This is a genomic window from Pedococcus dokdonensis (assembly GCF_900104525.1).
Classification (GTDB): domain Bacteria; phylum Actinomycetota; class Actinomycetes; order Actinomycetales; family Dermatophilaceae; genus Pedococcus; species Pedococcus dokdonensis.
Window position 1 is genome coordinate 742,797 of record NZ_LT629711.1, and the last position, 26,396, is coordinate 769,192.

Genomic DNA, 26,396 nt, shown 5'->3' on the forward strand with positions numbered 1-26,396 from the left:
CCGGGCCGTCCTGCGCGCAGGACCGCCGCAGGGCGGTCAGTCGCCGTCGAGGCCGAGGCTGAAGGCCGCCTCGAGGTCGTGCGTCGAGTAGGTGCGGAAGGCGATGTGCGTGTTGGTGCCGATGACACCCTCGACCTTGTTGAGTCGGTCGGCGATCACGTCGTTGAGCTGCTCGTGCTCGCGCACGCGGATCATCGCGATGAGGTCGGCGTCGCCGGCGACCGAGTAGACCTCGGAGACCCCGTCGAGCTCGGCGATGGCCTGGGCCACCTCGGGGATGCGGTCGACTTCGGCGTTGATGAGCACGATGGCGGAGATCACCGGCCCACTGTATCGGCGCGAACCCGGTTCGCGGGTGCGGTGGGCGCGATGGCCGGCCGGGTCAGGACGCGGCGACGAAACCAGCGACTGCGTGCCGCGCCACGACCTGGGGCTCGAGCTCGGCCCGTGCGCCGCCGGCCCCGCCGACGGGGCAGGTCCACTCGCCGTCGAGGTCGACGATGCGCACTCCCGGTGACTCGAGCCAGCGCAGGATCTTCTCGGTCTCCTCGGGGATGGCCGCGGGGGAGGGCCACGGGGCAGGGAGGACGACCTCGGCACTGGTCCGGACTGCCTCGACGTAGGGCATCGGGTCGGCGCCCCGCGGTGACACGGTGCTCGCGGCCAACCGGCCGTGTCGGACCACGACGAACTCCCAACCACCCGTCGTGGCGGGTCGGGCGGCGATGATCTCGGGGCTGGCCGCGAGCGGAGCGATCCGCTGGGCCCGAGCCATGCCCCGGACCAGCGCCAGCATCCGGTCACGCAGGGTGCCGGCGTCCTCGAAGCGCTCCTGGTCGGCCAGCGAGCCCATTCGGGTCCGCAGCGCAGTGACGACCTCGCGTGAGTCGCCGGCCAGGGCATGGACAGCCTCCTGCACCACGGCGGCATAGTCCTGCACGCTCTGGGCGCCGGTGCAGGGCGCGCCGCACCGACCCATGTCGGCCAGGGCACACGACCCCACGGGTCGGCTGGGGGAGAGCCGCTGGACGCACTGGCGCAGCGGGATCACCTCGTGCACGGCGGCGACCGCGTCCTCGGCGGAGGCCCGGCTGCCGAACGGCCCGATGTAGCGGGCGCCGTCGCCCCGCACCTCGCGCACGATCGACAACCGGGGGAAGGCCTCGACCGTCAGCTTGACCCAGGTCGCCCGCTCGGGGGTCTTGGACCGCCGGTTGTAGCGCGGCTTGTGCTCGGCGATCAGCCGCAGCTCGCGCACCTCCGCCTCCAGCGTGGTGGCGCAGACGATCGGGGTGACCGACTCCGCCAGCCGCACCATCTCGGCCATCCGGGTGCGCTGCTCCGACGCCGTGAAGTAGCTGCGGACCCTGGTGCGGATGTTCACCGAGGTGCCGACATAGAGCACCCGTCCGGCACCATCCTTGAACAGGTAGACCCCCGGCTGGTCGGGCAGGCCGTCGGCGAGCCAGCGCTTGCGACGCTGCGCGGGACTGACCCGCGAGGTGTAGCTGGCGAGCTCCTCGAGCGTGTGCACCCCGAGGCTGCCGACCCGGCCGATCAGCGCGTGGAGGACGTCGACGGTCGCCTGGGCGTCGTGCAGGGCCCGGTGGTCAGGGGTCACGGTCGCGCCGAACAGCGCGGCAAGGGTCGACAGCTTGTGGTTGCGCGCCTCGTCACGGGTGACCAGCTGGCGGGCCAGGTGCACCGTGTCGAGCACGGCGTGGCGCGGCCACTCGATGCCCTGGTCGCGCGCGGCCATCTTGAGGAAGCCGATGTCGAAGCCGGCGTTGTGGGCGACCAGCACGGCTCCGCGGGCGAAGTCGAGGAAGGCCGGCAGCGCGGCCTCGATCCGCGGGGCGTCCGCGACCATCGCGGTGGTGATGCCGGTGAGCGACTGGATGAACGGGGGGATCGGCAGGTGCGGGTTGACCAGGGTCTGGAACTCGCCGAGCACCTCGCCGGCCCGCACCTTGACGGCGCCGATCTCGGTGATGGCCGAGTCGGCCGGGCTGCCACCGGTGGTCTCGAGGTCGACGACGACGAACGTGACATCGGCCAGTGCCGTGCCGAGGTCGTCGAAGGTGCCCTGCACCATCTGGTCGCCGGCCGTCTGCATGGTCCTGACGGTAGGCCGGTGGTGTGACAGCCCGTGGCAGGCGCGCCCGGTGACGGGCCGGGCCGGCACCGGTCGCGGTCGCCTCCGGAGCGCCACCGGTATGCGGTGTCGCGGGCGTTGTCGGTGGCGTCACCTAACGTCATCGGCAGGTCACAGAACCCGCGAGTCCGACCGCACGACCCACCGCACGACCCACCGCACGACCCACCGCACGACCGCCCCACGACCGCCCCAGACCTTCACCCCAGACCTTCACCCCAGACCTTCACCCCAGACCTTCACCCCAGACCTTCACCCCAGACCTTCACCCCAGACCTTCGACCCAGAGAGCGAGGTGATCGCGATGATCATCGACTGCCAGAGCTGCCCGGTGCGCGACCTGCACTGCGCCGACTGCATGGTGACGGCCCTGCTCGTGCCGCAGGGTGCCGAGCTGCCGCTCGACGCCGCCGAGCGGGCCGCCGTGACGCGGTTCGCCGAGACCGGGCTGGTGAGCGCGCACGAGGCCTCGTCGGTCAGCGCGCGCCGCGAGCCGTGGGCCGCCCACGTCCGCGCCGTCGGCTGAGCCGTCCCTACGATGGCCGGGTGACCCAGCCCGGCAGCCGACGCGAGGGACGGCGTCGTGTCGCGCGCGCCACGGCTGCCGTCACCGGCGTCCGCACCGTCGTGCGACCCGGGGTGCCACCCGAGGTGCGACCCGGGGTGTGGCCGGTCGTGCGGCTGGTCGTCGCGATGCTGGTGGCCGGGCTGGTCGGTGGCCTGCTCGGCGGGTGCTCGGATCGGGCCGATCCGCGAACCAGCGCCTCGACGACCGTCCCGGCCACTGCGTCGGCCACCACCCCACCGGATGCCCCGGACCCCTCGACCGCCCGGGAGGACGCCCTCACCGACCTGCTGGCGGCCCGCGCCTCGGCCGTCCGCCGGCATGACCGCAGGGCGTTCGCGGCCACCCTGGACGACCCGGCCTCGGGGTTCGGGCTGCGCCAGCTCGCGCAGTACGACGCCTTGGCGAAGCTGCCTCTGGGCACTTTCAGCTACGGCACCCCGGAGCCGGCCCCCGAGCTCGGCGCCGAACGCCTGGCGCAGCTCGGCCCGGACGCCTGGGCCTCGCGGGTGGCGGGCCGGTACGCCCTGGCCGGCTTCGACACCTCGACCCGGGAGTTCGAGTCCTACTTCACGGTGGTGCGTCGTGGCGCCGACTGGCGGCTGGCCGACGACACCGACGGAGGCACGCAGGTGCAGCCGTGGGACCTGCCCGGCTTCACCGTGGTGCGCAGCCCCACGGCTCTGGTGATGGGCTCCGGTCCGGCGAGCCGGCTGCGTCCCTACCTCTCCCTGGCCACGCTGGCCGTCAAGCGGGTCGACGCGGTGTGGACGGCCCCGTGGAACAGCCGGCTGGTCCTCGTCGTGCCGAAGACGACAGCGCAGATGGCCGAGCAGGTCGGCCAGGACAAGGACTCCGTGGCACAGGTCGCCGCCGTCACCGACGGGCCGTTCGACACCAACGGCCGCGCCGGTGCCGACCGGGTCGTCGTCAACCCCGGCGCCTTCGCCACCCTGGAGCGCCGGGGCCAGCAGGTGGTCGTCACGCACGAGGCCACCCATGTCGCCATCCGGGCGACCACCGACCGGCCGGTGCCGCTGTGGCTCTCGGAGGGGATGGCCGACTACGTGGGCTACCGCGACGTGGGCGCGACCCGCCGTCAGGTGGCCGCCGCGCTGCTGGTCAAGGTGCGCGCCGGCACCGGACCCAAGGCCCTGCCGACCGCCGCCGACTTCGACCCGTCCAGGACCACCATCGCCCCGAGCTACAACGCAGCCTGGCTCGCGGTCAACCGCATCGTCGACCGCTATGGCCGGGCGGCACTGGTGCGCTACTACCTCGCCGTCGCCACCAAACCGTCCGCCTCGCAGGGCACGTCGACCCCGGGCACGTCGACGCCGGGCACGACGCAGGACGCGGATGCGGCGGCCGCAGCGGCGTTCCGGTCCGTGCTGGGCACGACCGAGGCCCGCTTCACCAAGGAGTGGCTCGCCTACCTGCGTGCGCTCGCGCGCGGATGAGTGACGAGGAGACGGTCGACGAGCGGACGCTCGACGAGCCGGTGCTGCATCGACGCGCAGCCCGCGTGGTCGTGGTCGACCCGGACGGCCTCGTGCTGATGATCGAGGGCTTCGACCCGCACCACCCCGAGCAGCCCTACTGGTACACCGTCGGCGGCGGGCTGGAGGCGGGGGAGTCCGAGCGCGACGCCGCGGTGCGCGAGGTGTGGGAGGAGACCGGGCGCACGATCTCGGTGGACGACCTGGTCGGGCCGGTGCACCACGACGAGGGCTCGTTCTCCTTCGAGGGACGCCGGATCGTGCAGCAGCAGGTGTTCTACGGCTTGGCCACCGAGCGTTTCGACGCCGAGCCCGGCGACCTCGCCGAGCTCGAGGTCCGCTCGACGCTCCGGATCGCGTGGGTCGACCCGGGGGCCCGGCGGGCTGCCGGAGAGGCGGTCTACCCCCTCACCCTCGAAGACCTCGTCCGGGCCGTCCAGGAGGCCGCGGCGACGCGGTCCTGACGTTCCTGAAGTCCCGCAAACACGACATACCGGGACTTGTCGGGCCTTGGCCAAGCCTTGACCGCCACCCTGCGTCCCTCCGACCCCGGCCCGGTTAGGAAGGAAGGCAGTGCCGCCGCACCCGCGCCGACACCCGACCTGACACCGACCATCCCAAGGGAGCAGGACATGTCGAAAGCCCGACTGACCTTCGTCGCCGCCACCGCGGCGCTCGCCACCGCGACCACCCTCGCCGCAGGCCCGGCGACCAGCAGCGCGGCCCCCGCGCGAGGCGACCAACCCGGGCAGGCAGGCAGCAGCAGCTACCTGCCGAACCAGCGTGAGAAGGCGCAGAACGCGCGCCTCCAGAAGACCCTGGACGCAGCGCTCGCCAAGGCCGCGGCCGACCAGCGGGCTGGCAAGAAGAGCAGCACCGTCGCCGCCGTGACGGTCTACTACGACGACGCGAGCGCCCCGTCGTTCGACTCGCTGATCGACCAGGGCGCCGCGATCTGGAACTCGCGCGTCTCCAACGTCCGGCTGGTGGAGGGGAACTCCTCCAACGCGAGCCTCACCTACTACGAGGGCACCGACCCGAGCGGGTCGTACTACTACGGCGACGGACACGGCAGCGGCTACATCTTCCTCGACTACGACCAGGCCAACACCTACGCGCCGCTGCGGATCGTGACCCACGAGACCGGCCACGCGCTCGGCCTGCCGGACCGCTACACCCAGCCCTGCTCCAAGCTGATGTCCGGCGGTGGGCCCGGCCCGTCGTGCACCAACCCGTACCCGGACTCGGTCGAGGCCTCCGAGGTCAACACCCTCTGGGCCAACGGGTTCGTCGCGCAGGGGAGCTTCGCCAAGGTCGGCTGACCCAGGGGCAGCCGGTCTGGGTTGCTCAGACCGTGACGGTGGTGCGCTCGTCCTCCGGGTCGGGCGCACCGCCGCGTCCGGGGACAGGCAGGGCCACCGCGAGGGAGGCCACGACGAGCGCGCCGACCAGCCAGAACTGGTTGTAGAAGGCCTGCTTGTTCACGAGGTTGGCGACCAGCAGCACCAGCGCCAGCCAGCGCAGCACGGCGCCGAGGTCGGGCTGGCGCCGCCAGACCGTCCAGCACACGGCAGCCAGGGTGCCCAGCGCCGCGACACCCGTCACCGCGAACGGCAGCGTGACGCCAAAGGTGTTGAGCGCCAACAGGTACAGCGTGTTCGCGAACTTGATCGGGTGGAAGCCCACCAGCAGGCTGATCGTGTCGTGGACGAAGTCAGGTGGGCTCGCGAGGAACCACGGCGCGATGAGCACCACGGTCAGGGCGCCCGTCGTGAGGGCCCGGCGCCAGCCGAACGGACGCCACAGCAGCAGCACGGGGAGCAACAGCGCCAGGTGCTGCTTGCTGGCGCAGGCCAGCGCCAGCGGCAGCACGGCCCACCACGCGTGGTCGCGCTGCACCAGCACAGCCCACCAGACCAGACCGGCGAACAGCAGCGGCTCGGTCCAGGCCTGGTCGAGCTGGGTGAGCGTGCCGGGGGCGAGGACCAGCAGCGCGGTCACGGCGGCGGCGGTCCAGACCCAGCCGCCTCGGACAGCGGCACCGGTATGCCGCCTCGCCGCACCGCGCGCGAGCAGCCAGACCCCTGCGATGGCGACCAGCGTCCAGAAGGCGAGCGCCCACCGGACGTCACCGAACAACCACCGGCCGGGCGCCAGCAGCACCGCGGTCCACGGGAGGTAGGTGAAGGCGTCCTGGATGCCGGGCGAGCCGGACCAGTTCATCGCGTAGAAGTTCTCTCCCCGCCCCAACCCGTCGGCGGCCTGCTGCAGGGTGACCCAGACGTCGATCCGCGGCCGTGGGGACGAGATGATCGCGGTCGCCGCGCAGGCGGCATACCCGACCACGGCCACGACGGCAGCGGCCAGCGCCGCGCGGGACGCGCGGGACGAGCGGCGGCCGGCCCATAGGAGCACGGCGCAACCCAGCGGCACCACCACCAGGAGGGTGGTGGCGACGGCGAGACCGGTCGGGGCGAGGTAGTTGAAGAGCGGGACGGCCAGGGTGGCGAGCGCCGAGCCGGTCAGCATCACCACGACACCCGGGCGACGCAGGCGCACGCTCGACCCGGCCCACTGCCAGAGCGCGAGCGCGATGGTGGCCGCCGTGAGGGCGGCCACGATGGGGATGCGGTAGCGCACGACGCTCCACTGCAGCGCGGTGAAGTAGACGAGCCAGCCCAGCGGGAACGCGACCGGGGCCACCGAGGCCGCCGACCGGGCCAGGGGTCCGGGGGCGTCACGCATGGTCAGACCCTACGGGGCGGCACCGGACGCGACGCCCTGGGGAGGGCACGGGTCAGGACGTCACTCCTTGGCGCCGGAGTAGAGCGCCTCGACCTCGTCGTGGAAGTCCTTCATGACGATGTTGCGCTTGAGCTTGAGGCTCGGCGTGAGATAGCCGTTGTCCTCGGTGAAGTCACCGGGCAGCACCGCGAACTTGCGGATCGACTCGGCCTTCGACACCGACTTGTTGGCGTCGTCGACCGCCTTCTGCAGCTCGGCCAGCACCGTCTCGTTGGTCCGCGCCTGCTCGAACGAGACACCATCGAGGCCGTTGTTCTTGGCCCAGCCGGGGTACATCTCGTCGTCGAGGGTCAGCAGGGCCGCGATGAACGGCTTCTGGTCGCCGACGACGATGCACTGCGAGATCAGCGGGTGGGCCCGGAGCCGGTCCTCGAGGGCAGCCGGTGCGACGTTCTTGCCACCTGCGGTGACGAGCAGCTCCTTCTTGCGACCGGTGATCTTGAGGTAGCCGTCCTCGTCGAGCTCGCCGATGTCGCCGGTGTGGAACCACCCGTCCTGGACGGCGCCCGAGGTGGCCTCGGCGTTGTTGTGGTAGGCCGCGAAGACGTTGTTGCCCTGGATCAGGATCTCGCCGTCGTCGGCGATGCGGATCCCGACGCCGGGCAGCGGGGCGCCGACGGTGCCGATCTTCACCCGGTCCGGGACGTTCACGGTCGCGGGGGCGGTGGTCTCGGTGAGGCCGTAGCCCTCGAGCACGGTCACGCCGATGCCGCGGAAGAAGTGGCCCAGCCGGGTGCCGAGCGGCGCACCACCGGACACGGCGTACATGACCTGGCCGCCCATCGCCGCCCGCAGCTTGGAGTAGACGAGCCGGTCGAAGAGGCCGTGGCGCACCTTCAGGCCCAGCCCGGCACCCCCGGCGTCCTGGGCGGTCGACCACGCGATGGCGGTGTCGGCCGCAGTGGCGAAGATCTTGCCCTTGCCCTCGGCGGTCGCCTTGGCCTCGGCCGAGTTGTAGATCTTCTCGAAGACGCGGGGCACCGAGAGGATGAAGGTCGGCTTGAACTCGGCGAAGTCGGCCAGCAGGTTCTTGATGTCGGCGCTGTGGCCCATCTTGGCCTCGCCCTCCACGCACAGGACCTGGATGAACCGGGCGAACACGTGGGCCAGCGGCAGGAAGAGCAGCGTCGAGGCGCCGTCGGCCTTGACCACCGACTTCAGCTTGGTGATGGCGTTCTCGGACAGCGCCAGGAAGTTGTCGTGGGTCAGCTGGACGCCCTTGGGGCGCCCGGTCGTGCCGGACGTGTAGATGATCGTGGCGATGCTCGAGCGGTCGAGCGAGCCCTTGGCGGCCTCGAGGTCTGCATCGCTCACGGAGGCGCCGGCGGACTTGAGCTCGGCGATCGCTCCGGCGTCGACCTGCCAGACGTGGTGGAGCCCGGGCAGCTGGTCGCGGACCTCGCCCAGCGTGGCCTCGTGGGCTGCGGTCTCGAGCATGATGCCGCCGGCCCCCGAGTCGGTGAGGATCCAGGCGACCTGCTCGGCGGACGAGGTCTCGTAGATCGGCACGGTCACGGCGCCGGCCGTCCAGATCGCGAAGTCGGTCAGGGTCCACTCGTAGCGGGTCTTGCACATGATGGCCACGCAGTCCCCGGGGGCGATGCCCGCGGCGATGAGGCCCTTGGCCACCGCTCGCACGTCCTCGTCGAACTGGGCTGCGGTCACATCGACCCAGCCGCTGCCCTCCTTGCGGGAGAAGGCCACCCGTCTGGGGTCGGACGCGGCGTTGCGGCCCGGCAGGTCGGCCAGGCTCCCCTCGGTCGTCGGCTGGACGAGTGGGGGTGCGACGTGTTCCTGCACGGAGTCTCCTTCGACGGCGGCGTCGGTGCCTCTGTGACCGCTGTCGCTCTGTGACAGCTGTGCCTCAGTGCCACCCAGCCTACCGGTGGGTAGGTGCATCGCGGGAGTGCGTCCGGTTGAAGGCTCCGTCACACCGTGCCGGGCCGTGCGGAACACTGGGCTGGTGCGTGACCGCCGCATCGACATCGTCGACGAGACCTTCATCCGGGCCCGGCCCGAGGTGGTGCGGGCGACCTTCGACGACCGCACGTGGACGAGCCAGGTCTGGCCGCACCTGGCCGCGGCGGTGCAGCGCGACCGTGGGGTCAAGGGGGTGCGCTGGGCCGTCACCGGGCAGGTGATGGGCGAGATGGAGGTCTGGCTCGAGCCGTTCCGGGACGGGGTGGTGGTGCACCACTACGTCCGCGGCACCCGCGGGCCGCACGCGCCCCGCGACGTCGCCATCCGGCACACCCTCCGGTGGAAGAAGGCCGTGCACGCGCTCAAGGACCGCCTCGAGGGCGGCGCGGGTGGTCCGTCGCCGGACGGCGCGGGTGGTCCGTCGCCGGGCGACGCGGGTGGTCCGTCGCCGGGCGGCGCGGGTGGTCCGTCGCCGGGCGGCGCGGCGTTGTAGCCTTCGGCGCATGGCCGACCGCACCGAATCCAGCATCGACATCGACGCCAAGCCGGGTGAAGTCCTCGACGTCATCGCCGACTTCGAGAGCTATCCCGAGTGGGCGACCGAGGTCAAGGCGGTCAGCATCCTCACCGAGGAGGGGGACGGCTGGGCCGACCAGGTGCAGTTCACCCTCGACGCCGGCGCGATCAAGGACACCTACACGCTGGACTACGAGTGGGACGTCCAGCGCAACGGCACGGGGGTCGTGTCCTGGAGCCTGGTCGAGGCCACCGTGCTCAAGGCGATGAACGGCTCCTACACACTGGCCGCCAAGGGCAAGGACGCCACCACGGTGACCTACCGCCTCGCCGTTGACGTCAAGATCCCGATGCTCGGCATGCTCAAGCGCAAGGCCGAGAAGGTCATCATCGACACGGCGCTGAAGTCCCTGAAGAAGCGGGTGGAGGGCTGAGGCTCCTCGCGGGGACGAGGTAGCCATGCGCGTCATCCTCTTCACCGGCAAGGGCGGGGTCGGCAAGACCACCACGGCCGCGGCCACCGCCGTCCGGGCCGCCCGGGCCGGGGTGAAGACCCTGGTCATGTCGACCGACCCGGCGCACTCCCTCGGTGACACCCTGGGGGTGCCCCTCGGGGCGGGGGGCGGCGGTGTCCCCGTCGACCTCGAGCCCGGCCTCTCCGCCCTCCAGATCAGCCCACCGCACCTGCTGGGGGAGTCGTGGCGGGTGGTCCAGGACTACCTTCTCGCGGTGCTCGACACCGTCGGGGTCGACGCCGTCGTGGCCGAGGAGCTCACCCGTCTGCCCGGTGCGGAGGAGGTCGCCGCGCTCCTCGAGCTCCGGGCCCAGGTCGAGTCGGGCCCGTGGGACCTCGTGGTCGTCGACTGCGCCCCGACCGCCGAGACCCTGCGGCTGCTCGCCCTGCCGGAGGCGCTCGCCTGGCACCTCGAGCGGCTGCTGCCCGCCCAGCGCGGGCTGATCCGCACCCTGCGTCCGGCGGCCGCCGCCGCGGCAGGGGTGCCGCTGCCCGACCAGGCCGTGCTCGAGGCGGTCACCGGCTGGCACCGGCAGATGCGCCAGGTGCACCGGATCCTGACCGGTGACCAGACCTCGGTGCGGCTGGTGCTGACACCGGAGCGGGTCGTGATCGCCGAGTCCCGACGCACCTGGACGTCCTTGTCGCTGTACGGCTTCGTCGTCGACGCGGTGGTCGTCAACCGGGTCTTCCCCGACGCCGCTGAGGGCGGCCGGGAGCCCGATGCCTGGCGCGCCTCGTGGAACGCCGCCCAGCAGGACGGACTCGTCGAGGTGCGGGAGTCGTTCGCCGGGCTGCCGCTGGTGGTCACCCCCTACCTGTCGACCGAGCCGATCGGCGCCGACGCGCTCGCCGACCTGGCGCAGGCGCAGGACGGCGGCACCGAGGTGCTGGCCCCCGTCGTCCACCGCGGACTGGCGGTGGAGCGCACCGACGAGGGCTTCCTGCTGGTGCTGCCCCTGCCGCTGGCCCACGCCTCCGACCTGGGTCTGCAGCGGCGGGACGACGAGCTGGTCGTGACCGTCGGCGAGCACCGCCGGGTCCTCACCCTGCCGTCGGCTCTGCAACGATGCGTGGTCGAGGGTGCCTCCGTGCGCGACGGTCTGCTGCGGGTGCGCTTCGTCCCCGACGAGGAGGTCTGGCCGCGTGGCTGACGACGAACGCCCTGCCGTGGGCACCGTGGCCGAGGAGGCTGCCCGCCTCCTCGACGCCCTGGGCGGGTGGGCCGCGACCGCGCGCTCCGGGTATGCCGCCGGGCCGGCCGACGAGTCGCCCCCACCGGACGCCGCCGCGGACGCCGACTCCGACGCCGCCGCCGCCGGGTCCCGGGGGACTGCGGGCGCCGCGGGCGCCGCGGGAAGCACGGCATCCGCGCAGGCGCCTGACACCTCGTCGGTTCCGGAGGGGGCGCGCTGCACGTCCTGCGGCGCCGAGAACGGTGTGGGACAGGCGGTTGCCTGCCAGCTCTGCCCGGTCTGCCAGGGCATCGGCCTGCTGCGTTCGGTGCGCCCGGAGACCGTCGACCGGCTGGCCGACCTGGCCGGGGCGCTCGCGGCGACCCTGCGCGACATCGCCGGCCAGCGGCGGGCCGACACCGGGACGACCGCACCCACCGGACCGCATGACCACGGGTCGCGCCGCCCCGGTGCGCGGGTCCAGGACATCGTCGTGGACGACGGCGACGCGCCGGGGAGCGCGACGTCGTGAGCGGCGGACTCTCGGTCGGCATCGACATCGGTGGCACCAAGGTCGCCGGTGGGGTCGTGGACCCCGACGGTCTGGTCGTGGCACGGGCTCGGCGCGACACCCCACACCGGTCCACCAGCCCCAGCGTCGTCGAGGACACCATCGTCGACGTCGTGGCCGAGCTCATCGACGAGGCGGGCGACGACGTCGTCGCGGTGGGCATCGGCGCCGCCGGCTTCGTGGCCGCAGACCGGGCGACCGTGGTCTTCGCGCCGCACCTGTCCTGGCGCGACGAGCCCCTCGAGGCCAACCTCCAGCGCCGCGTCCCCGTGCCGATCTCGGTCGACAACGACGCGAACGCCGCTGCCTGGGCCGAGTGGCGGTTCGGCGCCGCGCAGGGCCACTCGCACGTCGTCATGGTCAACCTCGGCACCGGCATCGGTGGCGCGATGATCCTCGACGGCCAGATCATGCGGGGCCGCTACGGCATCGCGGGCGAGTTCGGCCACATGCAGGTCGTCCCGGGTGGCCAACGCTGCGAGTGCGGCAACAAGGGCTGCTGGGAGCAGTACGCGTCGGGCAACGCCCTGGTGCGGGAGGCCCGGTCGATGATGACCGCGGGCAGCCCGATGGCCTCCGACCTGCTCGACCTCGTGGGGGGCGACCCCTCGAGCCTGACCGGCCCGATGATCACCGAGGCTGCTCGCGACGGGGACGCCACCGCCACCGAGCTGCTCGGTGAGATCGGGCAGTGGCTGGGCATCGGGATCGCCAACCTGGCTGCCGCCTTCGACCCCGGGGTGTTCGTCATCGGCGGTGGGGTGAGCGCCGCCGGAGACCTGCTCCTGGAGCCGGCTCGGGCGACCTTCCGCCGGCACCTCACCGGTCGTGGCTACCGACCCGAGGCCCGCATCGTCGCCGCGGCGCTCGGCAACGAGGCCGGGCTGATCGGCGCGGCCGACCTGGCTCGCCGTGACGCCCTCGAACGGGCAGCCGCCGAGGGCGCATGAGCACGATGCGGGTGGCGTCCTACAACCTCAAGGACTTCACCCTCGACCGGCACGCGGCGGCGCGGGTGGTCCGCGCCATCGACCCCGACGTGCTGTGCCTCCAGGAGGTGCCGCGGCGGCTGCTGGCGACCTGGCGGGTCTCGGCCTTCGCCGCCGAGTGCGGCATGTTCTGGTCAGGGCGACACCGGGGCAGCGGCGGCACCACCGTCTTCACCTCGCTGCGGGTGCAGGTGAGCGAGTCGCGGCACCACCGGCTGCGCGTGGCCGCGCTCCAGCGCACCCGCGGGTATGCCGTGGCACGGGTCGGCCCGGCCGGCCACCAGCCGGTGGTGGTCGCCTCGGTGCACCTCAGCCTCGACGCCGACGAGCGCGAGCGGCACGCGGGCCAGATCCTGGAGTCGCTGGCCGGGGGCGGGCCCGTCCTGCTCGCCGGTGACCTCAACGAGGGGAAGACGGGTAAGGCGTGGCGGCTGTTCGCGTCGCCGCTGCGGCTGATCTCGCCCACGACGCCGACCTACCCGGCCAGGGCACCGCACAAGGTGCTCGACGTCATCTTCGGCTCGCCCGACCTCGTGGTCGCGCCGCACCGCGCCGTTGACCTCGACGACGCGGACCTGGCGGCGGCGAGTGACCACCGACCCACCTGGGTCGACGTCGAGCTCACCCCGCAGCCGGTGCCGACCGCCGAGACCGAGACCGGTCCTGCGGTGTCGGCCGCAACCGTCGAGGCTGCCGAGGAGAAGGCCGGTGAGGCCGTCGCGAACGACGTGGACGATGCGGTCACCCGACCCGAGCGGTCGTCCTCCTAGCCGTCCGAGGACGGGTCGCCGAGTGGTTTCGTCGGTGCCGACGGATCGACCTCGTCCTTCTCACGGAGGGACGGCTGAGGATGGCTAGACGCGGGCGCCGTTGTCGGGGTCGTCGGCGTCGCGGCTGTGCGGCTGGCGGAGCACCAGCAGCACGAAGCCCAGCACGATCAGCCCGAGCGCGCCCAGCGTCCACCACTTGCTGCCGGTGTGGAAGAGGACCTGCCACAGGAGCAGGAGCGGACCGGCCACGAGGCCGACGACGATGCCCCAGAACTGCAGGTCCTCCTGCGGCGGCAGGGGAGCGGTCGGGCCCGGCTCGAAGTGCTCGTCGTCGAGCTCCGACAGGTCACGCAGCTCGACCGGGTCCGGGACCTCCTCCTCGGGCTGCGTCTCCGGGAGCTCGGCGCCGCGCCAGACCACGAACGGCCGGGTCGGCGGAGGGTTGGTGTTCGACCGCAGCGGCGGGTTGACCCCGGGAGGGGGCGTGGTCGGTGCGCCGGGGTCGATCGCAGCGTCCGCCGCGGCCGCCGGCTCGTCGGGCAGCGACTCGACCTCGTCCCAGCGCGCGACGATGTCGGCGAACTCGGCGTCGACGTCGCGGTCGCTCATGGGTGCCCCTTGGTCTGGTCGGGCACTGGCTCGCCCGGTGGGGTCAAAGATACGTGCAGCGACGGGCTGGACGGTAGCCACCGGTCGCCCAGGACGGTTGTCGGACGGCGGCTTTCGCGCACGGGCCGCGGTCCCGTGCTGGGTGCCGTAGAGTTCACGCGTCACTTCGGAGGTGTGCTGGTGTTCTACTGGGTGCTCAAGACGGTCGTTCTTGGCCCGATCCTCAAGTTGCTCTTTCGCCCGTGGGTCGAGGGTGAGGAGAACATTCCCGACGAGGGCGCCGCCATCTTCGCCAGCAACCACCTGTCGTTCTCCGACTCGATCTTCCTGCCCCTGGTCGTCCCGCGCCGGATGACCTTCCTGGCGAAGTCCGACTACTTCACCGGCCGAGGCCTCAAGGGTCGCCTCACCGCCGCCTTCTTCCGGGGCGTGGGGCAGCTGCCCGTCGACCGGTCGGGCGGCCGCGCGGGCGAGGCGGCGCTGCGCTCGGGCCTGAAGGTGCTGCGTCGCGGCGAGCTCCTCGGCATCTACCCCGAGGGCACCCGCAGCCCCGACGGCCGTCTCTACCGCGGCCGCACCGGTGTCGCCCGGATGGCGCTCGAGGGTGGCGTCAAGGTCCTCCCCGTCGCGATGATCGGCACCGACAAGGCCCAGCCCACCGGTGCGAAGATCCCCAAGCTGATCCGCATCGGCGTCAAGATCGGCAAGCCGCTGGACTTCTCGCGCTACGAGGGCATGGAGGACGACCGGTTCGTCCTGCGCTCCATCACGGACGAGATCATGTACGAGCTGATGCTCCTGTCCGACCAGGAGTACGTCGACATGTACGCGACGTCGATGAAGGACCGGATCGTGGCTGCGGCCAAGACCAAGGCGCGCGAGATCCAGGAGGCCGCCCTCCCGGGCACGGCCGCCAAGGAGCTCGAGGAGGCGCTCGACGCCGGTGACGACCAGTCCGCGCGCCCGGTGCGGCCGACGGTCGACGACGCGGTCGGTGACATCGACGAGCTGACCCAGCGTGACGACGTGCGCGCCGAGGCCGGTGCCGACGTCCCGGTGGCCGAGGGCGCGGACGACGCCTCCGACGAGGTGCCCCGGGCGCCCGCGCGGCGAGCTGAGGACCCGAACCGACGTGGCGCGGCACCTGAGCCTGTCCGCGCGCCGTGCCACTGCCGCACCCGGTTCCCAGCCCGAGGTGGTCTCGGCGTTCTGGAAGGGCATCGACGTCTTCCGCCCGCTGGCCCTGGCCTACGCCGCATACTCGCTCTGGGACCGTCCGCACGACCTGGTGCGGCCGACGCTGGCGTGGGTGGTGCTCGCCGTCCTCGGCGTCTGGACGGTCTTCCTGGTCTTCTACCGCAGCCGGCGGCTGTGGCTGGTCGTCGTGGAGCTGGGGCTGGCCGCCGCCGCGATCCTCGCCACGCGGTTGGTCGACACGGCCGCCGCGATCGAGGCCGGGAGCCGCACGCTGCCGACGTTCTGGCCGGCGGCCGGGGTCGTGTCGGCGGCGGTGCTGCTCGGTCGCAAGGGCGGCCTGCCCGCGGCGGTGTTCATCGGTGTCGTCGACGTCATCGAGGTCGGCAAGGCGACCCCCAACACCATCAACAACATCGTCCTGCTGCTCCTGATCGGCGCCCTGATCGGCTACGCCTGCGACCTGGCCCGTGAGGGGCACGCCAAGCTGCGCGAGGCCCTGGCCCTGGAGGCCCAGGTGCGCGAACGCGAGCGGCTGGCGCGGCAGGTGCACGACGGTGTGCTGCAGACGCTGGCCTTCATCAACCGCCGCGGCACCCAGCTCGGGGGTGAGTCCGCCCAGCTCGGCGGCATGGCGGCCGACCAGGAGCGCCTTCTGCGCGCGCTGGTCAGCGGAACGTCGCCGGCCGACACCGAGGCGACCGTGTCCGGTGACGTCGACCTGAGGCAGCTGCTGGGGCGCTACGCGGGCGGGCAGGTGCACCTCGTTGCCCCGGCCGACGCCGTGCTCGTGCCGCCCCGGGTGGCCGGCGAGCTGGCCGCCGCAGTCGGTGCCGCCCTCGACAACGTGCGCCTGCACGCGGGCGACGAGGCGCAGGCCTGGGTGCTGGTGGAGGACGACGGCGACGAGGTCGCCCTGACCGTCCGTGACAACGGCGTGGGTATGCCGGCGGGTCGCCTCGCCGAGGCGGCCGCGGCCGGGAGGATGGGGGCGTCGTCCAGCATCCGGGGGCGACTGGCCGACCTGGGTGGCACGGCCGAGTACGCGGGACGCGAAGGGGCCGGGGTGACGGTGCGGATGCGCGCACCGAAGCACGGCGGACGGGACGACGGAGGAGCACGATGAGCACGAGTGACGGCGCCAGCGCCACCGATCCGCAGCCCGGGGAGCCGGCCACCCGTGAGCCGAGCGTGGTCGTCGCCGACGACCACCCGCTCTGGCGTGACGCCGTGGCGCGCGACCTCGCCGAGGCCGGCATGGCGGTGCTCGCCACGGCCGACGACGGACCCTCCGCGGTCAACCGCACCAAGGCGACCCGGCCGGACGTGCTGGTGCTCGACCTCAACCTGCCGGGGATGCGCGGCCACGAGGTGTGTGCCGCCCTCGGATCACTCCAGACCCGGGTCCTGGTGCTCTCGGCGTCGGGTGAGCAGCAGGACGTGCTCGAGGCAGTCAAGGCGGGCGCGACCGGATACCTGGTGAAGTCGGCCTCCCGGGAGGAGATCGTCGAGGCGGTCCGCGCGACGGCGCGCGGCGACGCGGTCTTCACCCCGGGCCTGGCCGGGCTGGTGCTGGGGGAGTTCCGCAAGCTGTCGACCCAGCCACAGACCGACCCCTCACGGCCGATCCCCGAGCTGACCGAGCGCGAGACCGAGGTGCTCAAGCTGGTCGCGACCGGCATGTCCTACAAGGAGATCGCGGCCGACCTCTTCATCTCGCACCGGACCGTGCAGAACCACGTGCAGAACACCCTGGGCAAGCTCCAGCTGCACAACCGGATCGAGCTGGTGCGGTTCGCGATCGCGAAGGGGCTGGACACCCCCGAGGCCTGACAGCGGGCCGGTGAGCCGTCGGCGGTCCTGCCTCAGTCGGCGGGTGCCTGCCGGTAGCGCTCGTAGACCACCTGCGCGAAGCGGCGGGTCTCGACGAGCTCGAACCGCTGCACCTGCGCGACCGCGGGCAGGTGGGGGGTGCCGCCGCCGGCGATGACCGGGCAGCGGTAGACCCGCAGCTCGTCGACCAGCCCGAGCTCGATGGCCTGGCCGGCCAGCTCGGCCCCGCCGATCGAGACGGCACGGTCGGTCGCCTCGAGTGCCCTGGTGACCTCCGCGGCCACCGAACCACGGGCCAGCCGGGCGTTGCCCTGCACGGCGTCGAGGGTGCGGCTGAAGACGACCTTCGGCAGTGCGGTCCAGATGTCGGCGAACTCCGCGCCGTCGTCCGTCTCCCGGACGGTGGGGTCGTTCTCCCACACCAGCATCGTCTCGTAGAGTCGGCGCCCCAGCAGGTAGGCCCCGAGCGTGGCGACCTCGTCGTGGTGGAAGCGGAACAGCTCGTCGTCCGGCGCGGCCCAGTCGAACCCGCCCTCGCGGTCGGTGACGAAGCCGTCGATCGAAGTGCTCATCGAGAACATCAGCATGGTCAGGGCCTCGTCCTGTCAGGGGTGGCACCCGCGCCTCGCGGGAGGTCCACCGTGGTGCGCAGACCACCGTCCTGTCGAGGGGTGAGGGTGAGGGTGCCGTCGTGCGCCCGGACGATCGTGTCGACGATGGCCAGGCCCAGCCCCACACCCGCGTGGTCGCTGCGCGTGCGGCCCACGCCGCGCTGGAACGGCTCGCGGAGCGTGGACACCAGGGCCTGGCTGAGGTGTCCGCCGGTGTTCTCGACGCTGAGCGTGACCGACCCCTGACGCGTCTCGGTGCTGACCCAGACCCGACCGTGCTCGGCCAGGTTGTGCACGATCGCGTTGTGCACGAGGTTCGTCGTCATCTGCTGCAGCAGCGTGGGCGAGCCGGCGGCCAGGGCCGGCGCCCCCGAGGTCTCGACGCTGACCCCGCGACGCTCGGCCATCGGCAGCAGCGTCTCGGCTGCGTCCTCCGCCAGCAGCGACAGGTCGACGTCCTCCCGCGCGAAGGACCGCTGGTCGGCCCGACTCAGGACGAGCAGCGCCTCGGTCAGGTCGATGGCCCGAGTGGTGACGACTTGGAGCCGGTCGACGAGCTCGCGCGGGTCGGCGCCGGGGTCCTTCCGGGCCACGTCGAGCAGGGTCTGGGTGACCGCCAGTGGAGTGCGCAGCTCGTGGGAGGCGTTGGCCGCGAAGCGCTGCTGCTCGGCCACCCGAGCCTCGACCCGGGCGAGCATCGTGTCGAACGCGTCGGCGAGCTCGCGGAACTCGTCGTTGCGCCCTTCGAGCCGGATCCGGTGCGAGAGCGTCCCGCTGGTGGCGAGGCGGGTCGCGTCGGTGATCCGGCTGAGGGGGGCGAGCATCCGACCCGCGAGGAACCACCCACCCACCAGCCCGAAGACGAGCAGGAACGCCATCGCCCGCCCCGCCCAGGGCGAGAACGCGTCCTGCAGGTCCTGGCGGCTCGGGCTGAACGGGCCCGGACCGAAGGACGAGCTGGTGGGCACGTAGCGCAGCAGGAAGACCCAGACCGTCGCGAGCAGCACCCCGCCCGCGGCCATCAGGAACCCGGCATAGCTGAGGGTGAGCTTGAGGCGGACGCTCAGGCCGGGTGCCCTAGCCACGGTCGCCCGCGGCGGCCCGACCCGGCCCGGGGTCGGAGTCCACGGCCTCCGTCTCGATGCGGTACCCGACGCCCGGCACGGTGCGGATCACCCAGGGCTCGCCGAGTCGCTTGCGCAGTGCGGACACGGTGATCCGCACTGCGTTGGTGAAGGGGTCGGCGTTCTCGTCCCAGGCCCGTTCGAGCAGCTCCTCGGCGCTGACCACCCCACCGTCCGCGGCCACGAGGACCTCGAGCACGGCGAACTGCTTGCGGGTCAGCGCGACGTAGCGACCGTCGCGGTGGACCTCGCGCCGGAACGGGTCGACGCGGACGCCGGCGGCCTCGAGCACCGGCGGCCGGTTCTGCGACCGGCGCCGGTCGAGGGCCCGGAGCCGCAGCACCAGCTCGCGCAGCTCGAACGGCTTCGTCAGGTAGTCGTCGGCACCCAGCCCGAAGCCCGTGGCCAGGTCGTCGAGCCGGTCGGCGGCGGTGAGCATGAGGATGGGGGTGCCGGTCCCCGAGGCGACGATGCGGCTGGCCACCTCGTCGCCGGACGGGCCCGGGATGTCACGGTCGAGGATCGCGATGTCGTAGGCGTTGGTGGCCAACAGCTCCAGCGCGACGTGGCCGTCCCCGGCGAGGTCGGCGGCAATCGCCTCGAGGCGCAGGCCGTCGCGGATCGCCTCTGCCATCAACGGCTCGTCCTCGACCACCAGCACCCGCATGGGGCGATGCTAACGAGAACGCGTGTATCGCCGGTGTATCCGAAACCTCATACGCCCCTGCAACGCGGCGGTGGCTTGGGTTGCGGCATGAGTCCTGACCCACTGACCCACACGCCCCTGCGACCGACTCGCTCGACCGCGCTCGCCGTGGCACTCCTCGTCGCTGCGGCGGCCGTCGCCCTCGTCGCCCTGACACCGCTCGACCTCACGTCCCTGGGGCTCGGCTCCCGGACGGAGACCGGCACCGTGCACCCGGGTGGGAGCGCAGCGGGCTCGGCGATCCCGCCGAACCTCGAAGGCGCCCCCGTGACCCACGACGCACGACCCGCGCGCACGACCCCCACCGCCGCTCCTGGTGAGGGGGCACCGGCGGGCACGAGCGGTGGTGGGTCGGTGCTCGACGAGACGGATCCGACGGTGGCCAACCTCGACCCGGACCTGCTGGCCGCCCTGCGCACCGCAGCGGGCGCAGCCCGTGACGACGGGGTCGAGCTGGGCGTCAACAGCGGATGGCGCTCCGCCGCCGAGCAGGAGCGGCTGCTCGACCAGGCGATCACCCAGTACGGCTCCGAGCGGGAGGCCCGTCGCTGGGTGGCGACCCCGGAGACCTCCGAGCACGTCTCCGGCGACGCCGTCGACGTCGGCCCGACGCGGGCGGCCAGCTGGCTGGAGCGCAACGGTGCCGCCTACGGGCTCTGTCGGGTCTACCGCAACGAGCCGTGGCACTTCGAGCTGCGTCAGGGTGCCGCCCTCGACGGTTGCCCCCGGATGTATGCCGACCCCACCCAGGACCCCCGGATGTCGCGATGACCCTGCTCGGCTCACCCACCCTCCTCGGCACCGAGACCGGCGTCGTCCTCGCGACGACGGCGGCGCTGCCGCTGGTCGTGCTGTGCGCGATCGCCCTGGCGGGCCGACGGATCCACCTCGGTATGCCGCGTGGCCGGGCCTGGCGGACCTCGCTCACCGAGGTGGGCATGGTCTACGGGACGGTGCCGGGCGTGTGGATGACCATGCTCCCGGGGATGCGGGCCGGCGAGGTCGACGGAGCGGTGAGCCTGGTGCCCCTGCGCGACCTCCCCACGATGTCGACCTTCCAGGTGGTGGGGAACCTGCTGATCTTCGCCGCGTTCGGGCTGCTCGCGCCGTGGCGATGGCCCGCCCTCGCGTCTGTGCCGCGTGTCGTCGCGGTGGCCGCGCTGGCCTCCGGGACGGTCGAGACGGCGCAGTACGTCTTCCGCCTCGACCGGGTCTCGTCCATCGACGACGTGCTGCTCAACGCCTCGGGCGCGGGCCTGGCCTGCGCCGTCTCGATCGTCGTCCTCGGCGTCGGCCGGCTCGCCGCTGCAGTGTCACGGCGGCACCGGCGCGGCGCGGTGACCGCAATCCGAGCCACCTGCCCACCCGCTGGGACGCGCACCTATCCTTGACCGGTGAGCACCACGCAGCACCACGACGCCCTCGCCAGCCTCGCGGCCGGCGCCGACCTCCCGGCTGCCCAGCAGCCGGACTGGCCGGACGCCGCCCGACTCTCCAGCGCTGTCGCCGAGCTCGCGTCGTATCCGCCGCTGGTGTTCGCGGGGAGTGCGACGTCCTCAAGTCCCGGATGGCTGCCGCGGCCCGCGGTGAGGCCTTCGTCCTGCAGGGCGGCGACTGCGCCGAGACCTTCGCCTCGGCGACGGCCGACAACATCCGCGACCGGGTCAAGACCATCCTCCAGATGGCCGCGGTCCTGACCTACGGCGCCTCGGTCCCGGTGGTCAAGGTGGGCCGGATGGCCGGCCAGTACGCCAAGCCGCGCAGCAGCGGTGCCGAGACGCGCGAGGGAGTCAGCCTCCCGGCCTACCGCGGCGACATGGTCAACGACTTCGACTTCACGCTCGAGGCGCGCACCCCCGACCCGCAGCGGCTCGTGCAGGCCTACCACGCGAGCACCGCGACCCTGAACCTCGTCCGGGCGTTCACGCAGGGTGGCTTTGCCGACCTGCGCCACGTGCACGACTGGAACCGCGGCTTCGTCGCCAACGCCGCCAACAGCCGCTACGAGCGGTTGGCCAAGGACATCGACAAGGCGATGAAGTTCATGCAGGCCTGTGGGGCCGACTTCGACGCCATGCGCACGACCGAGTTCTTCTCGTCGCACGAGGCCCTGCTGCTCGACTACGAGCGCCCGCTGACGCGGATCGACAGCCGCACCGGTGAGCTCTACGACACCAGCGGCCACTTCATCTGGGTGGGCGAGCGCACCCGCGACATCGACGGCGCGCACGTCGACTTCGTCTCGAAGGTGCTCAACCCGATCGGGGTCAAGCTGTCGGCCAAGGCCGAGGTCGACGACGTCCTGCGGCTGATCGACAAGGTCGACCCCGACCGCGAGCCCGGGCGCCTCACCTTCATCACCCGCATGGGTGCCAAGACGGTGCGCGACGCGCTGCCCACGCTGGTCGACAAGATCACCGGCAGCGGCGCCCAGGTCACCTGGATCTGCGACCCCATGCACGGCAACACCTTCGAGTCGGCCAGTGGCTACAAGACCCGCGACTTCGAGGACGTGGTCGAGGAGGTGCGCGGCTTCTTCGAGGTGCACCAGGGCCTCGGCACGGTGCCCGGTGGCATCCACGTCGAGCTCACCGGCAACGACGTCACCGAGTGCATCGGTGGCGCCGAGAAGATCCTCGACGCCGACCTCAACAAGCGTTACGAGACGGTCTGCGACCCGCGCCTGAACCACCAGCAGAGCCTCGAGCTCGCCTTCCTCGTCGCCGAGATGCTCGCCAAGGACTGACCGGATGCCGCCCACCGCACCTCCCGTGCACGTCGACCTGCTCTCCGACACCCTCACCAAGCCCACCGACGCGATGCGTCGCGCCATGGCCGACGCGCCGGTCGGCGACGACGTCTTCGGCGAGGACCCCACGGTCCGCCGGCTCGAGGCGCGGGTGGCCGAGCTGCTCGGCCACGAGGACGCGCTCTTCGCCCCCACGGGCTCGATGGCCAACCAGCTCTGCCTGCGGCTGCACGTGGGTCACGGCGAGGAGCTCGTCGCCGACTCGCTCGCCCACGTGCTACGCGCCGAGATGGGCGCTGCCGCAGTGCTTTCCGGCATCTCGTCGCGGTCGTGGGTGGCCGAGCACGGACTCCTCGACGCCGCCCAGCCGTTGGCGCTGATGATCCCCGACGGCGGCACCTACCAGGTCAACACGCGGCTCGTCGTCGTCGAGAACACGCACAACTTCGGCGGGGGCACGGTGCAGCCGCTCGACCAGATCGAGACGCTGCGGGCCGGCACCAGGGACCGTGGCGTCGCCATGCACCTCGACGGGGCGCGCCTCTGGAACGCGCACGTCGCCACCGGGGTCCCGCTCGACACCTACGGCCGGCAGTTCGACACCGTGAGCGTCTGCCTCTCCAAGGGGCTCGGGGCACCGGTGGGCTCGGTCATCGCAGGTTCGCGTGACCTGATGGCCAGCGCCCGGATCTGGCGCAAGCGGTTCGGTGGCGGGATGCGGCAGGTCGGCATCCTCGCGGCGGCCGGGCTGCACGCCCTCGACCACCACGTCGAGCGGCTCGCCGACGACCATGCCCGGGCGCGCCGGTTCGCCGACGCAGCAGCTGCCGGCCGGCCTGGCTCCGTCGACCCGCAGCGGGTGCAGACCAACATCGTCGTCCTGGACGTGTCGGGTGCCGGGTGGGCCCCGGCCGGCTTCGTCGAGGAGGCCGGCCGACGCGGCATCCGCCTCTATCCGGTCAGCGCCACGGCGGTGCGGCTGGTGTGGCACCTCGACGTCGACGACGCGGGCACCGACCTGGCCATCGAGACGCTCGTCCCGCTGCTGGAGTCGGGTCCGTCCAGCTGAGCCGTCGCCCGGCAGCCGCGGGGGCACCCGACTGGGCGCGCGCGGGCAGACGGCCTGGAGTCAGACGTCGTGGTGCAGGAGCTCGGCCGGCCGGTCCTCGGCCGCCGAGGCGCCGTCGCGGGCGGGGCGCCTCCCGAGCACCTCGACGACGTACATCGCCGCCAGCACCATCGAGCCACCCACCACCATCCGGGCGGTCAGTGACTCGCCGCCGAAGAGCACCGCGAAGAACGTCGCGAACACCGGCTCCATCGTCATGACGATGGCGGCCCGGGTGGCCGGCAGGTGTGACTGCGCCCAGGTCTGCGCCCACAGCGCCACCGCGCCGGCGACGAGCGCCATGTAGAGCAGTGCGGTCCACTGCCCACCGGTCGCAGGCAGGGTGATCCCGCCGGGCACGGCAGCGACCAGGGTGACCGCGGCGATGACGAAGGCCTGCACGGTCGCCAGCCCGGTGGCCGACTCGGCGGTCGAGTACCGGCCCAGGCCGACGATGTGCAATGCGTAGAGCGCGGCCGAGGCGAGCGTCACCGCCTCGCCGTAACCGACCGACAGCCCCCGCAGGGACAGCACGGCCAGTCCCGCCGTCGCGAGCAACACGGCCGCCCAGGTGACCCGGTTGATGCGGTCGCGCAGCAACACGGCGCCGAGCACCGGAGTGAGGACGACGTAGGTGCCGGTCACGAAGCCCGACACCGATGCCGCGGTGTGCTCGAGGCCGATCGTCTGCAGCAGCTGGGCCAGCCCGTAGAGCACACCCAGGGCGACGCCGATCAGCACCTGGCGCCTGGTCAGCGCGAGCGTCTGGCGCCGGAACACCACGGCCATCACGACCGCGGCGATCGCGAACCGCACCGTGAGGAAGTCGGCCGAGGGGACGTGCGCGACGAGGTCGCGGATCAGGAAGAAGGTCGAGCCCCAGACCGCCGTGACCGAGACGAGCAGCAGCGTCGCGAGCCGGCTCGCGGGGAAGCGCTCGGACCCCACGTCGGTCGACTCGCTGTTGGACAAGTCGCTGTTGGACAACTCGCTGTTCGACAACTCAGACGATGACGAGCTTGATGGTGCTGCCCTTGGGCTGCTCGCTGTTCGCGCCCGGCTCCTGGCTGCGGACCGTGCCGAAGATGCCGCCCATAAAGCGCTCGACGGTGACGTTGAACCCGGCGTCCTTGAGGATCTGGGTCGCCTCGCCCTCCTGCTTGCCCTGGACGTCGGGCACCTTCACCAGGACCGGGCCCTTGGAGACGACCAGCTTCACGGGATCACCCTTGAAGAGCGTGCCGCCGGTCGGGCTCTGCGAGATCACGCTGCCCTTGGGGACGGTGTCGCTGTTCTGCTGCTCGGTGGCGTCGACCTCGAGCCCGGCCTTGGACAGCGCGTCCACCGCCTCGTTGGCGGGCTTGCCGGTGAAGTCGGTGACCTGGATCGGCTGGCGTCCCTTGGAGATGACGAGGTTGACCTTGGTGCCGCGCTTGAGCTGGGCGCCGACCTTGGGGTCGACGCTCACGACGAGGCCGGCGGCGACCTTCTCGTCGAAGGCCTCCTTGCTGCTGCCCACGGTGAGCTTGGTCGCGGTGATCTGGTCACGCGCCTCGGCGGCGGACTTGCCGACGACGTTCGGCACGGCATACCGCTCCGGTCCCTTGGACACGGTGACCTTCACGTCGGTGCCGCGGCGGACCTCCTGGCCCGCGCCGGGGTCGGTCGACATGACGATGCCCTTGGGCACCGACTCGTCGAAGCTCTGCACCTCCTCGGCGCCGAGGTGGGCCTGGTCGAGGGCGGCCTGGGCCTGGGCGAAGGTGAGCGACGTGGTCGGGGGGACCACGGTGGGGGAGCCGGGACCGGCGAGGAACCACCAGCCGGCGAGACCGGCCACCAGGGCGACCCCGAGAGCGGCCCAGATCCAGCGCCACGGCCCGCGACCGTGCGGCTCGTCGTCGTAGGTGTCGACGACCCGGCCGTGCAGCACCGGAGGCGTGGTCGGGGTGCGGTCGATGGGCAGTGCCACCGGAGGCAGGGGGCGGGCAGCCTGGGAGGAGTGCCTTGGCTCGTGCTCGGCGTCGGAGTGCACAGGAAGTGCGCTGGTGCGCTCGACGGCCACCGTGCTCGCCCCGCCACCGACCGCGGCCGGACCCTCGGGGCGCCGGTCGAGCTCGGCCGGCGTGAGCATCGCCCGCGACTTGCGGACCTCGGCGAGGAAGTCCTCGGCGTCGTGGGGTCGCTGGTCGGGGTCGCGCGCGGTCGCGAGGGCGACGAGGGCGTCCAGCTCGCCGGGCACCGAGCTGACCCGCGACGACGCGGCCGGGATCGAGCCGTGCACGTGCTGGTAGGCGATGTGGATCGGGGTGTCACCGGTGAACGCCTTGGTGCCGGTGAGCATCTCGAACAGGATCAGCCCCGCGGCGTAGACGTCGCTGCGCGCATCGGCGATCCCGCGCTCGACCTGCTCGGGGGACAGGTAGGCGACCGTGCCGAGCAGCACCCCGGTCTGGGAGTGCGAGGTCTGGTTGGAGACCGCCCTGGCCAGCCCGAAGTCGGCGACCTTCACGGTGCCGTCGCCCTCGCGCAGGATGATGTTCTCGGGCTTGACGTCGCGGTGGATGATGCCGCCGCGGTGCGCGGCCCCGAGGGCCTGCAGCACCGGGGCGAGGATGTCGAGGGTGGCGCGCGGCGTGAGCGGGCCCTCGGCCTTCATCACCTCTCGCAGGGTCTGCCCGGGCACGTACTCCATGGCCAGGAACATGTGACCGTCGTCCTCGCCCTGGTCGAACACCGACACCACGTTGGGGTGTGACAGGCGGGCGGCCGAGCGGGCCTCCCGCTTGAACCGGCTGACGAAGGCTTCGTCCTGGGCCAGGTCGTGGCGCAGCACCTTGAGGGCCACGTCACGGTCGAGACGGGTGTCGAGGGCGAGGTAGACCGACGCCATCCCACCGTCGGCAATGTGCGACAGGACGCGGTAACGCCCGTCGAACACCCGACCGAGCAACGACTCGGTGACACCTGAAGACACCCGCAA

Annotated in this window: 25 protein-coding genes and 2 pseudogenes; 17 read left to right on the forward strand and 10 right to left on the reverse strand. The window is 72.4% G+C overall.

Going from position 1 to position 26,396, the window contains the following annotated elements; genetic code table 11:
* Window positions 1–36: 36 nt before the first annotated feature.
* Together BLQ34_RS03580 and BLQ34_RS03585 are read right to left on the reverse strand one after the other, a co-directional pair.
* The gene (locus BLQ34_RS03580) at window positions 37–321 is read right to left on the reverse strand and encodes an Lrp/AsnC family transcriptional regulator (protein ID WP_091781612.1); all 285 of its coding nucleotides are present in this window, start codon (window positions 319–321) and stop codon (window positions 37–39) included.
* A gap of 61 nt (window positions 322–382) precedes the next feature.
* A complete protein-coding gene (locus BLQ34_RS03585) occupies window positions 383–2,116 on the reverse strand; it encodes a DEDD exonuclease domain-containing protein (protein WP_091781615.1) in 1,734 nt (577 codons plus the stop codon).
* A gap of 343 nt (window positions 2,117–2,459) precedes the next feature.
* Between BLQ34_RS03585 and BLQ34_RS03590 the strand changes: the two genes are divergently transcribed.
* The 4 genes from BLQ34_RS03590 to BLQ34_RS03605 all read left to right on the forward strand — a co-directional run bounded on the left by BLQ34_RS03590 (window position 2,460) and on the right by BLQ34_RS03605 (window position 5,541).
* Window positions 2,460–2,681 carry a hypothetical protein gene (locus BLQ34_RS03590; protein WP_091781618.1) on the forward strand — a complete coding sequence of 74 codons (222 nt, stop codon included), beginning with the start codon at window positions 2,460–2,462 and terminating at the stop codon, window positions 2,679–2,681.
* 20 nt (window positions 2,682–2,701) lie between these two features.
* Entirely contained in the window at window positions 2,702–4,180 is a 1,479-nt protein-coding gene (locus BLQ34_RS03595) for a hypothetical protein (protein ID WP_091781621.1), read from the forward strand.
* Window positions 4,177–4,683: an NUDIX hydrolase gene (locus BLQ34_RS03600; RefSeq protein WP_091781624.1), complete on the forward strand. Its 507-nt coding sequence runs from the start codon at window positions 4,177–4,179 to the stop codon at window positions 4,681–4,683. Before BLQ34_RS03595 ends, BLQ34_RS03600 begins: the two co-directional genes overlap by 4 nt.
* Before the next feature lie 168 nt (window positions 4,684–4,851).
* On the forward strand, window positions 4,852–5,541 hold the full coding sequence (locus tag BLQ34_RS03605; protein ID WP_091781627.1) for a snapalysin family zinc-dependent metalloprotease: 690 nt from the start codon (window positions 4,852–4,854) through the stop codon (window positions 5,539–5,541).
* A 25-nt stretch (window positions 5,542–5,566) separates the two neighbouring features.
* Here BLQ34_RS03605 and BLQ34_RS03610 read toward each other — a convergent pair whose 3' ends face one another.
* Both BLQ34_RS03610 and BLQ34_RS03615 read right to left on the reverse strand, forming a co-directional pair.
* On the reverse strand, window positions 5,567–6,964 hold the full coding sequence (locus tag BLQ34_RS03610) for a glycosyltransferase 87 family protein (RefSeq protein WP_091781630.1): 1,398 nt from the start codon (window positions 6,962–6,964) through the stop codon (window positions 5,567–5,569).
* Window positions 6,965–7,024: 60 nt separating this feature from the next.
* Window positions 7,025–8,824: an AMP-dependent synthetase/ligase gene (locus BLQ34_RS03615; protein WP_231961429.1), complete on the reverse strand. Its 1,800-nt coding sequence runs from the start codon at window positions 8,822–8,824 to the stop codon at window positions 7,025–7,027.
* A gap of 163 nt (window positions 8,825–8,987) precedes the next feature.
* On the opposite strand from BLQ34_RS03615, the gene BLQ34_RS03620 reads away from it, so the two are divergent.
* From BLQ34_RS03620 to BLQ34_RS03645, 6 genes are read left to right on the forward strand one after another with little or no spacing between them, the layout of a single operon-like run.
* Window positions 8,988–9,437 carry a polyketide cyclase / dehydrase and lipid transport gene (locus tag BLQ34_RS03620; protein WP_157692880.1) on the forward strand — a complete coding sequence of 150 codons (450 nt, stop codon included), beginning with the start codon at window positions 8,988–8,990 and terminating at the stop codon, window positions 9,435–9,437.
* Between the two features lie 10 nt (window positions 9,438–9,447).
* On the forward strand, window positions 9,448–9,894 hold the full coding sequence (locus BLQ34_RS03625) for an SRPBCC family protein (protein ID WP_091781638.1): 447 nt from the start codon (window positions 9,448–9,450) through the stop codon (window positions 9,892–9,894).
* Between the two features lie 25 nt (window positions 9,895–9,919).
* Window positions 9,920–11,128 (forward strand): ArsA family ATPase, encoded by a 1,209-nt coding sequence (locus BLQ34_RS03630; RefSeq protein ID WP_091781641.1) that lies wholly within the window; start codon window positions 9,920–9,922, stop codon window positions 11,126–11,128.
* On the forward strand, window positions 11,121–11,681 hold the full coding sequence (locus BLQ34_RS03635) for a hypothetical protein (RefSeq protein ID WP_091781643.1): 561 nt from the start codon (window positions 11,121–11,123) through the stop codon (window positions 11,679–11,681). The genes BLQ34_RS03630 and BLQ34_RS03635 overlap by 8 nt, the downstream gene beginning before the upstream one ends.
* Window positions 11,678–12,670, forward strand: a complete 993-nt coding sequence (locus BLQ34_RS03640) for an ROK family glucokinase (RefSeq protein WP_091781646.1) — start codon at window positions 11,678–11,680, stop codon at window positions 12,668–12,670. The genes BLQ34_RS03635 and BLQ34_RS03640 overlap by 4 nt, the downstream gene beginning before the upstream one ends.
* Entirely contained in the window at window positions 12,667–13,479 is an 813-nt protein-coding gene (locus BLQ34_RS03645) for an endonuclease/exonuclease/phosphatase family protein (protein WP_091781648.1), read from the forward strand. Before BLQ34_RS03640 ends, BLQ34_RS03645 begins: the two co-directional genes overlap by 4 nt.
* 84 nt (window positions 13,480–13,563) lie before the next feature.
* Here BLQ34_RS03645 and BLQ34_RS03650 read toward each other — a convergent pair whose 3' ends face one another.
* The gene (locus BLQ34_RS03650) at window positions 13,564–14,088 is read right to left on the reverse strand and encodes a Sec62 family protein translocation protein (protein ID WP_091781649.1); all 525 of its coding nucleotides are present in this window, start codon (window positions 14,086–14,088) and stop codon (window positions 13,564–13,566) included.
* A gap of 180 nt (window positions 14,089–14,268) precedes the next feature.
* On the opposite strand from BLQ34_RS03650, the pseudogene BLQ34_RS03655 reads away from it, so the two are divergent.
* The 3 genes and pseudogenes from BLQ34_RS03655 to BLQ34_RS03665 all read left to right on the forward strand — a co-directional run.
* Window positions 14,269–15,066, forward strand: a pseudogene (locus BLQ34_RS03655) (lysophospholipid acyltransferase family protein); the annotation flags it as partial.
* Between the two features lie 154 nt (window positions 15,067–15,220).
* Window positions 15,221–16,408, forward strand: coding sequence for a MacS family sensor histidine kinase (gene macS / locus BLQ34_RS03660; protein ID WP_172829325.1), 1,188 nt, complete (start codon window positions 15,221–15,223; stop codon window positions 16,406–16,408).
* Window positions 16,405–17,115: a response regulator gene (locus BLQ34_RS03665; RefSeq protein ID WP_091781655.1), complete on the forward strand. Its 711-nt coding sequence runs from the start codon at window positions 16,405–16,407 to the stop codon at window positions 17,113–17,115. The genes macS and BLQ34_RS03665 overlap by 4 nt, the downstream gene beginning before the upstream one ends.
* Before the next feature lie 32 nt (window positions 17,116–17,147).
* Here BLQ34_RS03665 and BLQ34_RS03670 read toward each other — a convergent pair whose 3' ends face one another.
* From BLQ34_RS03670 to BLQ34_RS03680, 3 genes are read right to left on the reverse strand one after another with little or no spacing between them, the layout of a single operon-like run.
* Entirely contained in the window at window positions 17,148–17,687 is a 540-nt protein-coding gene (locus tag BLQ34_RS03670; protein ID WP_231961430.1) for a dihydrofolate reductase family protein, read from the reverse strand.
* Between the two features lie 17 nt (window positions 17,688–17,704).
* Complete coding sequence (locus BLQ34_RS03675) at window positions 17,705–18,811, reverse strand: sensor histidine kinase (protein WP_091781662.1); 1,107 nt, start codon at window positions 18,809–18,811, stop codon at window positions 17,705–17,707.
* Window positions 18,804–19,517 (reverse strand): response regulator transcription factor, encoded by a 714-nt coding sequence (locus BLQ34_RS03680; RefSeq protein ID WP_091781665.1) that lies wholly within the window; start codon window positions 19,515–19,517, stop codon window positions 18,804–18,806. Before BLQ34_RS03680 ends, BLQ34_RS03675 begins: the two co-directional genes overlap by 8 nt.
* An 87-nt stretch (window positions 19,518–19,604) precedes the next feature.
* On the opposite strand from BLQ34_RS03680, the gene BLQ34_RS03685 reads away from it, so the two are divergent.
* From BLQ34_RS03685 to BLQ34_RS03700, 4 genes and pseudogenes are all read left to right on the forward strand, one after another.
* Entirely contained in the window at window positions 19,605–20,327 is a 723-nt protein-coding gene (locus tag BLQ34_RS03685) for a M15 family metallopeptidase (RefSeq protein ID WP_091781668.1), read from the forward strand.
* The gene (locus BLQ34_RS03690) at window positions 20,324–20,947 is read left to right on the forward strand and encodes a VanZ family protein (RefSeq protein WP_091781671.1); all 624 of its coding nucleotides are present in this window, start codon (window positions 20,324–20,326) and stop codon (window positions 20,945–20,947) included. The genes BLQ34_RS03685 and BLQ34_RS03690 overlap by 4 nt, the downstream gene beginning before the upstream one ends.
* Window positions 20,948–20,950: 3 nt before the next feature.
* A pseudogene (locus BLQ34_RS03695) lies at window positions 20,951–22,302 on the forward strand (class II 3-deoxy-7-phosphoheptulonate synthase).
* Window positions 22,303–22,306: 4 nt separating this feature from the next.
* A complete protein-coding gene (locus BLQ34_RS03700; RefSeq protein ID WP_172829337.1) occupies window positions 22,307–23,374 on the forward strand; it encodes a threonine aldolase family protein in 1,068 nt (355 codons plus the stop codon).
* A 60-nt stretch (window positions 23,375–23,434) separates the two neighbouring features.
* Here BLQ34_RS03700 and BLQ34_RS03705 read toward each other — a convergent pair whose 3' ends face one another.
* Together BLQ34_RS03705 and pknB are read right to left on the reverse strand one after the other, a co-directional pair.
* Window positions 23,435–24,400: a DMT family transporter gene (locus tag BLQ34_RS03705; protein WP_231961431.1), complete on the reverse strand. Its 966-nt coding sequence runs from the start codon at window positions 24,398–24,400 to the stop codon at window positions 23,435–23,437.
* Window positions 24,401–24,416: 16 nt separating this feature from the next.
* Window positions 24,417–26,390 carry a Stk1 family PASTA domain-containing Ser/Thr kinase gene (gene pknB, locus BLQ34_RS03710; protein ID WP_091781674.1) on the reverse strand — a complete coding sequence of 658 codons (1,974 nt, stop codon included), beginning with the start codon at window positions 26,388–26,390 and terminating at the stop codon, window positions 24,417–24,419.
* Between the last annotated feature and the right edge of the window lie 6 nt (window positions 26,391–26,396).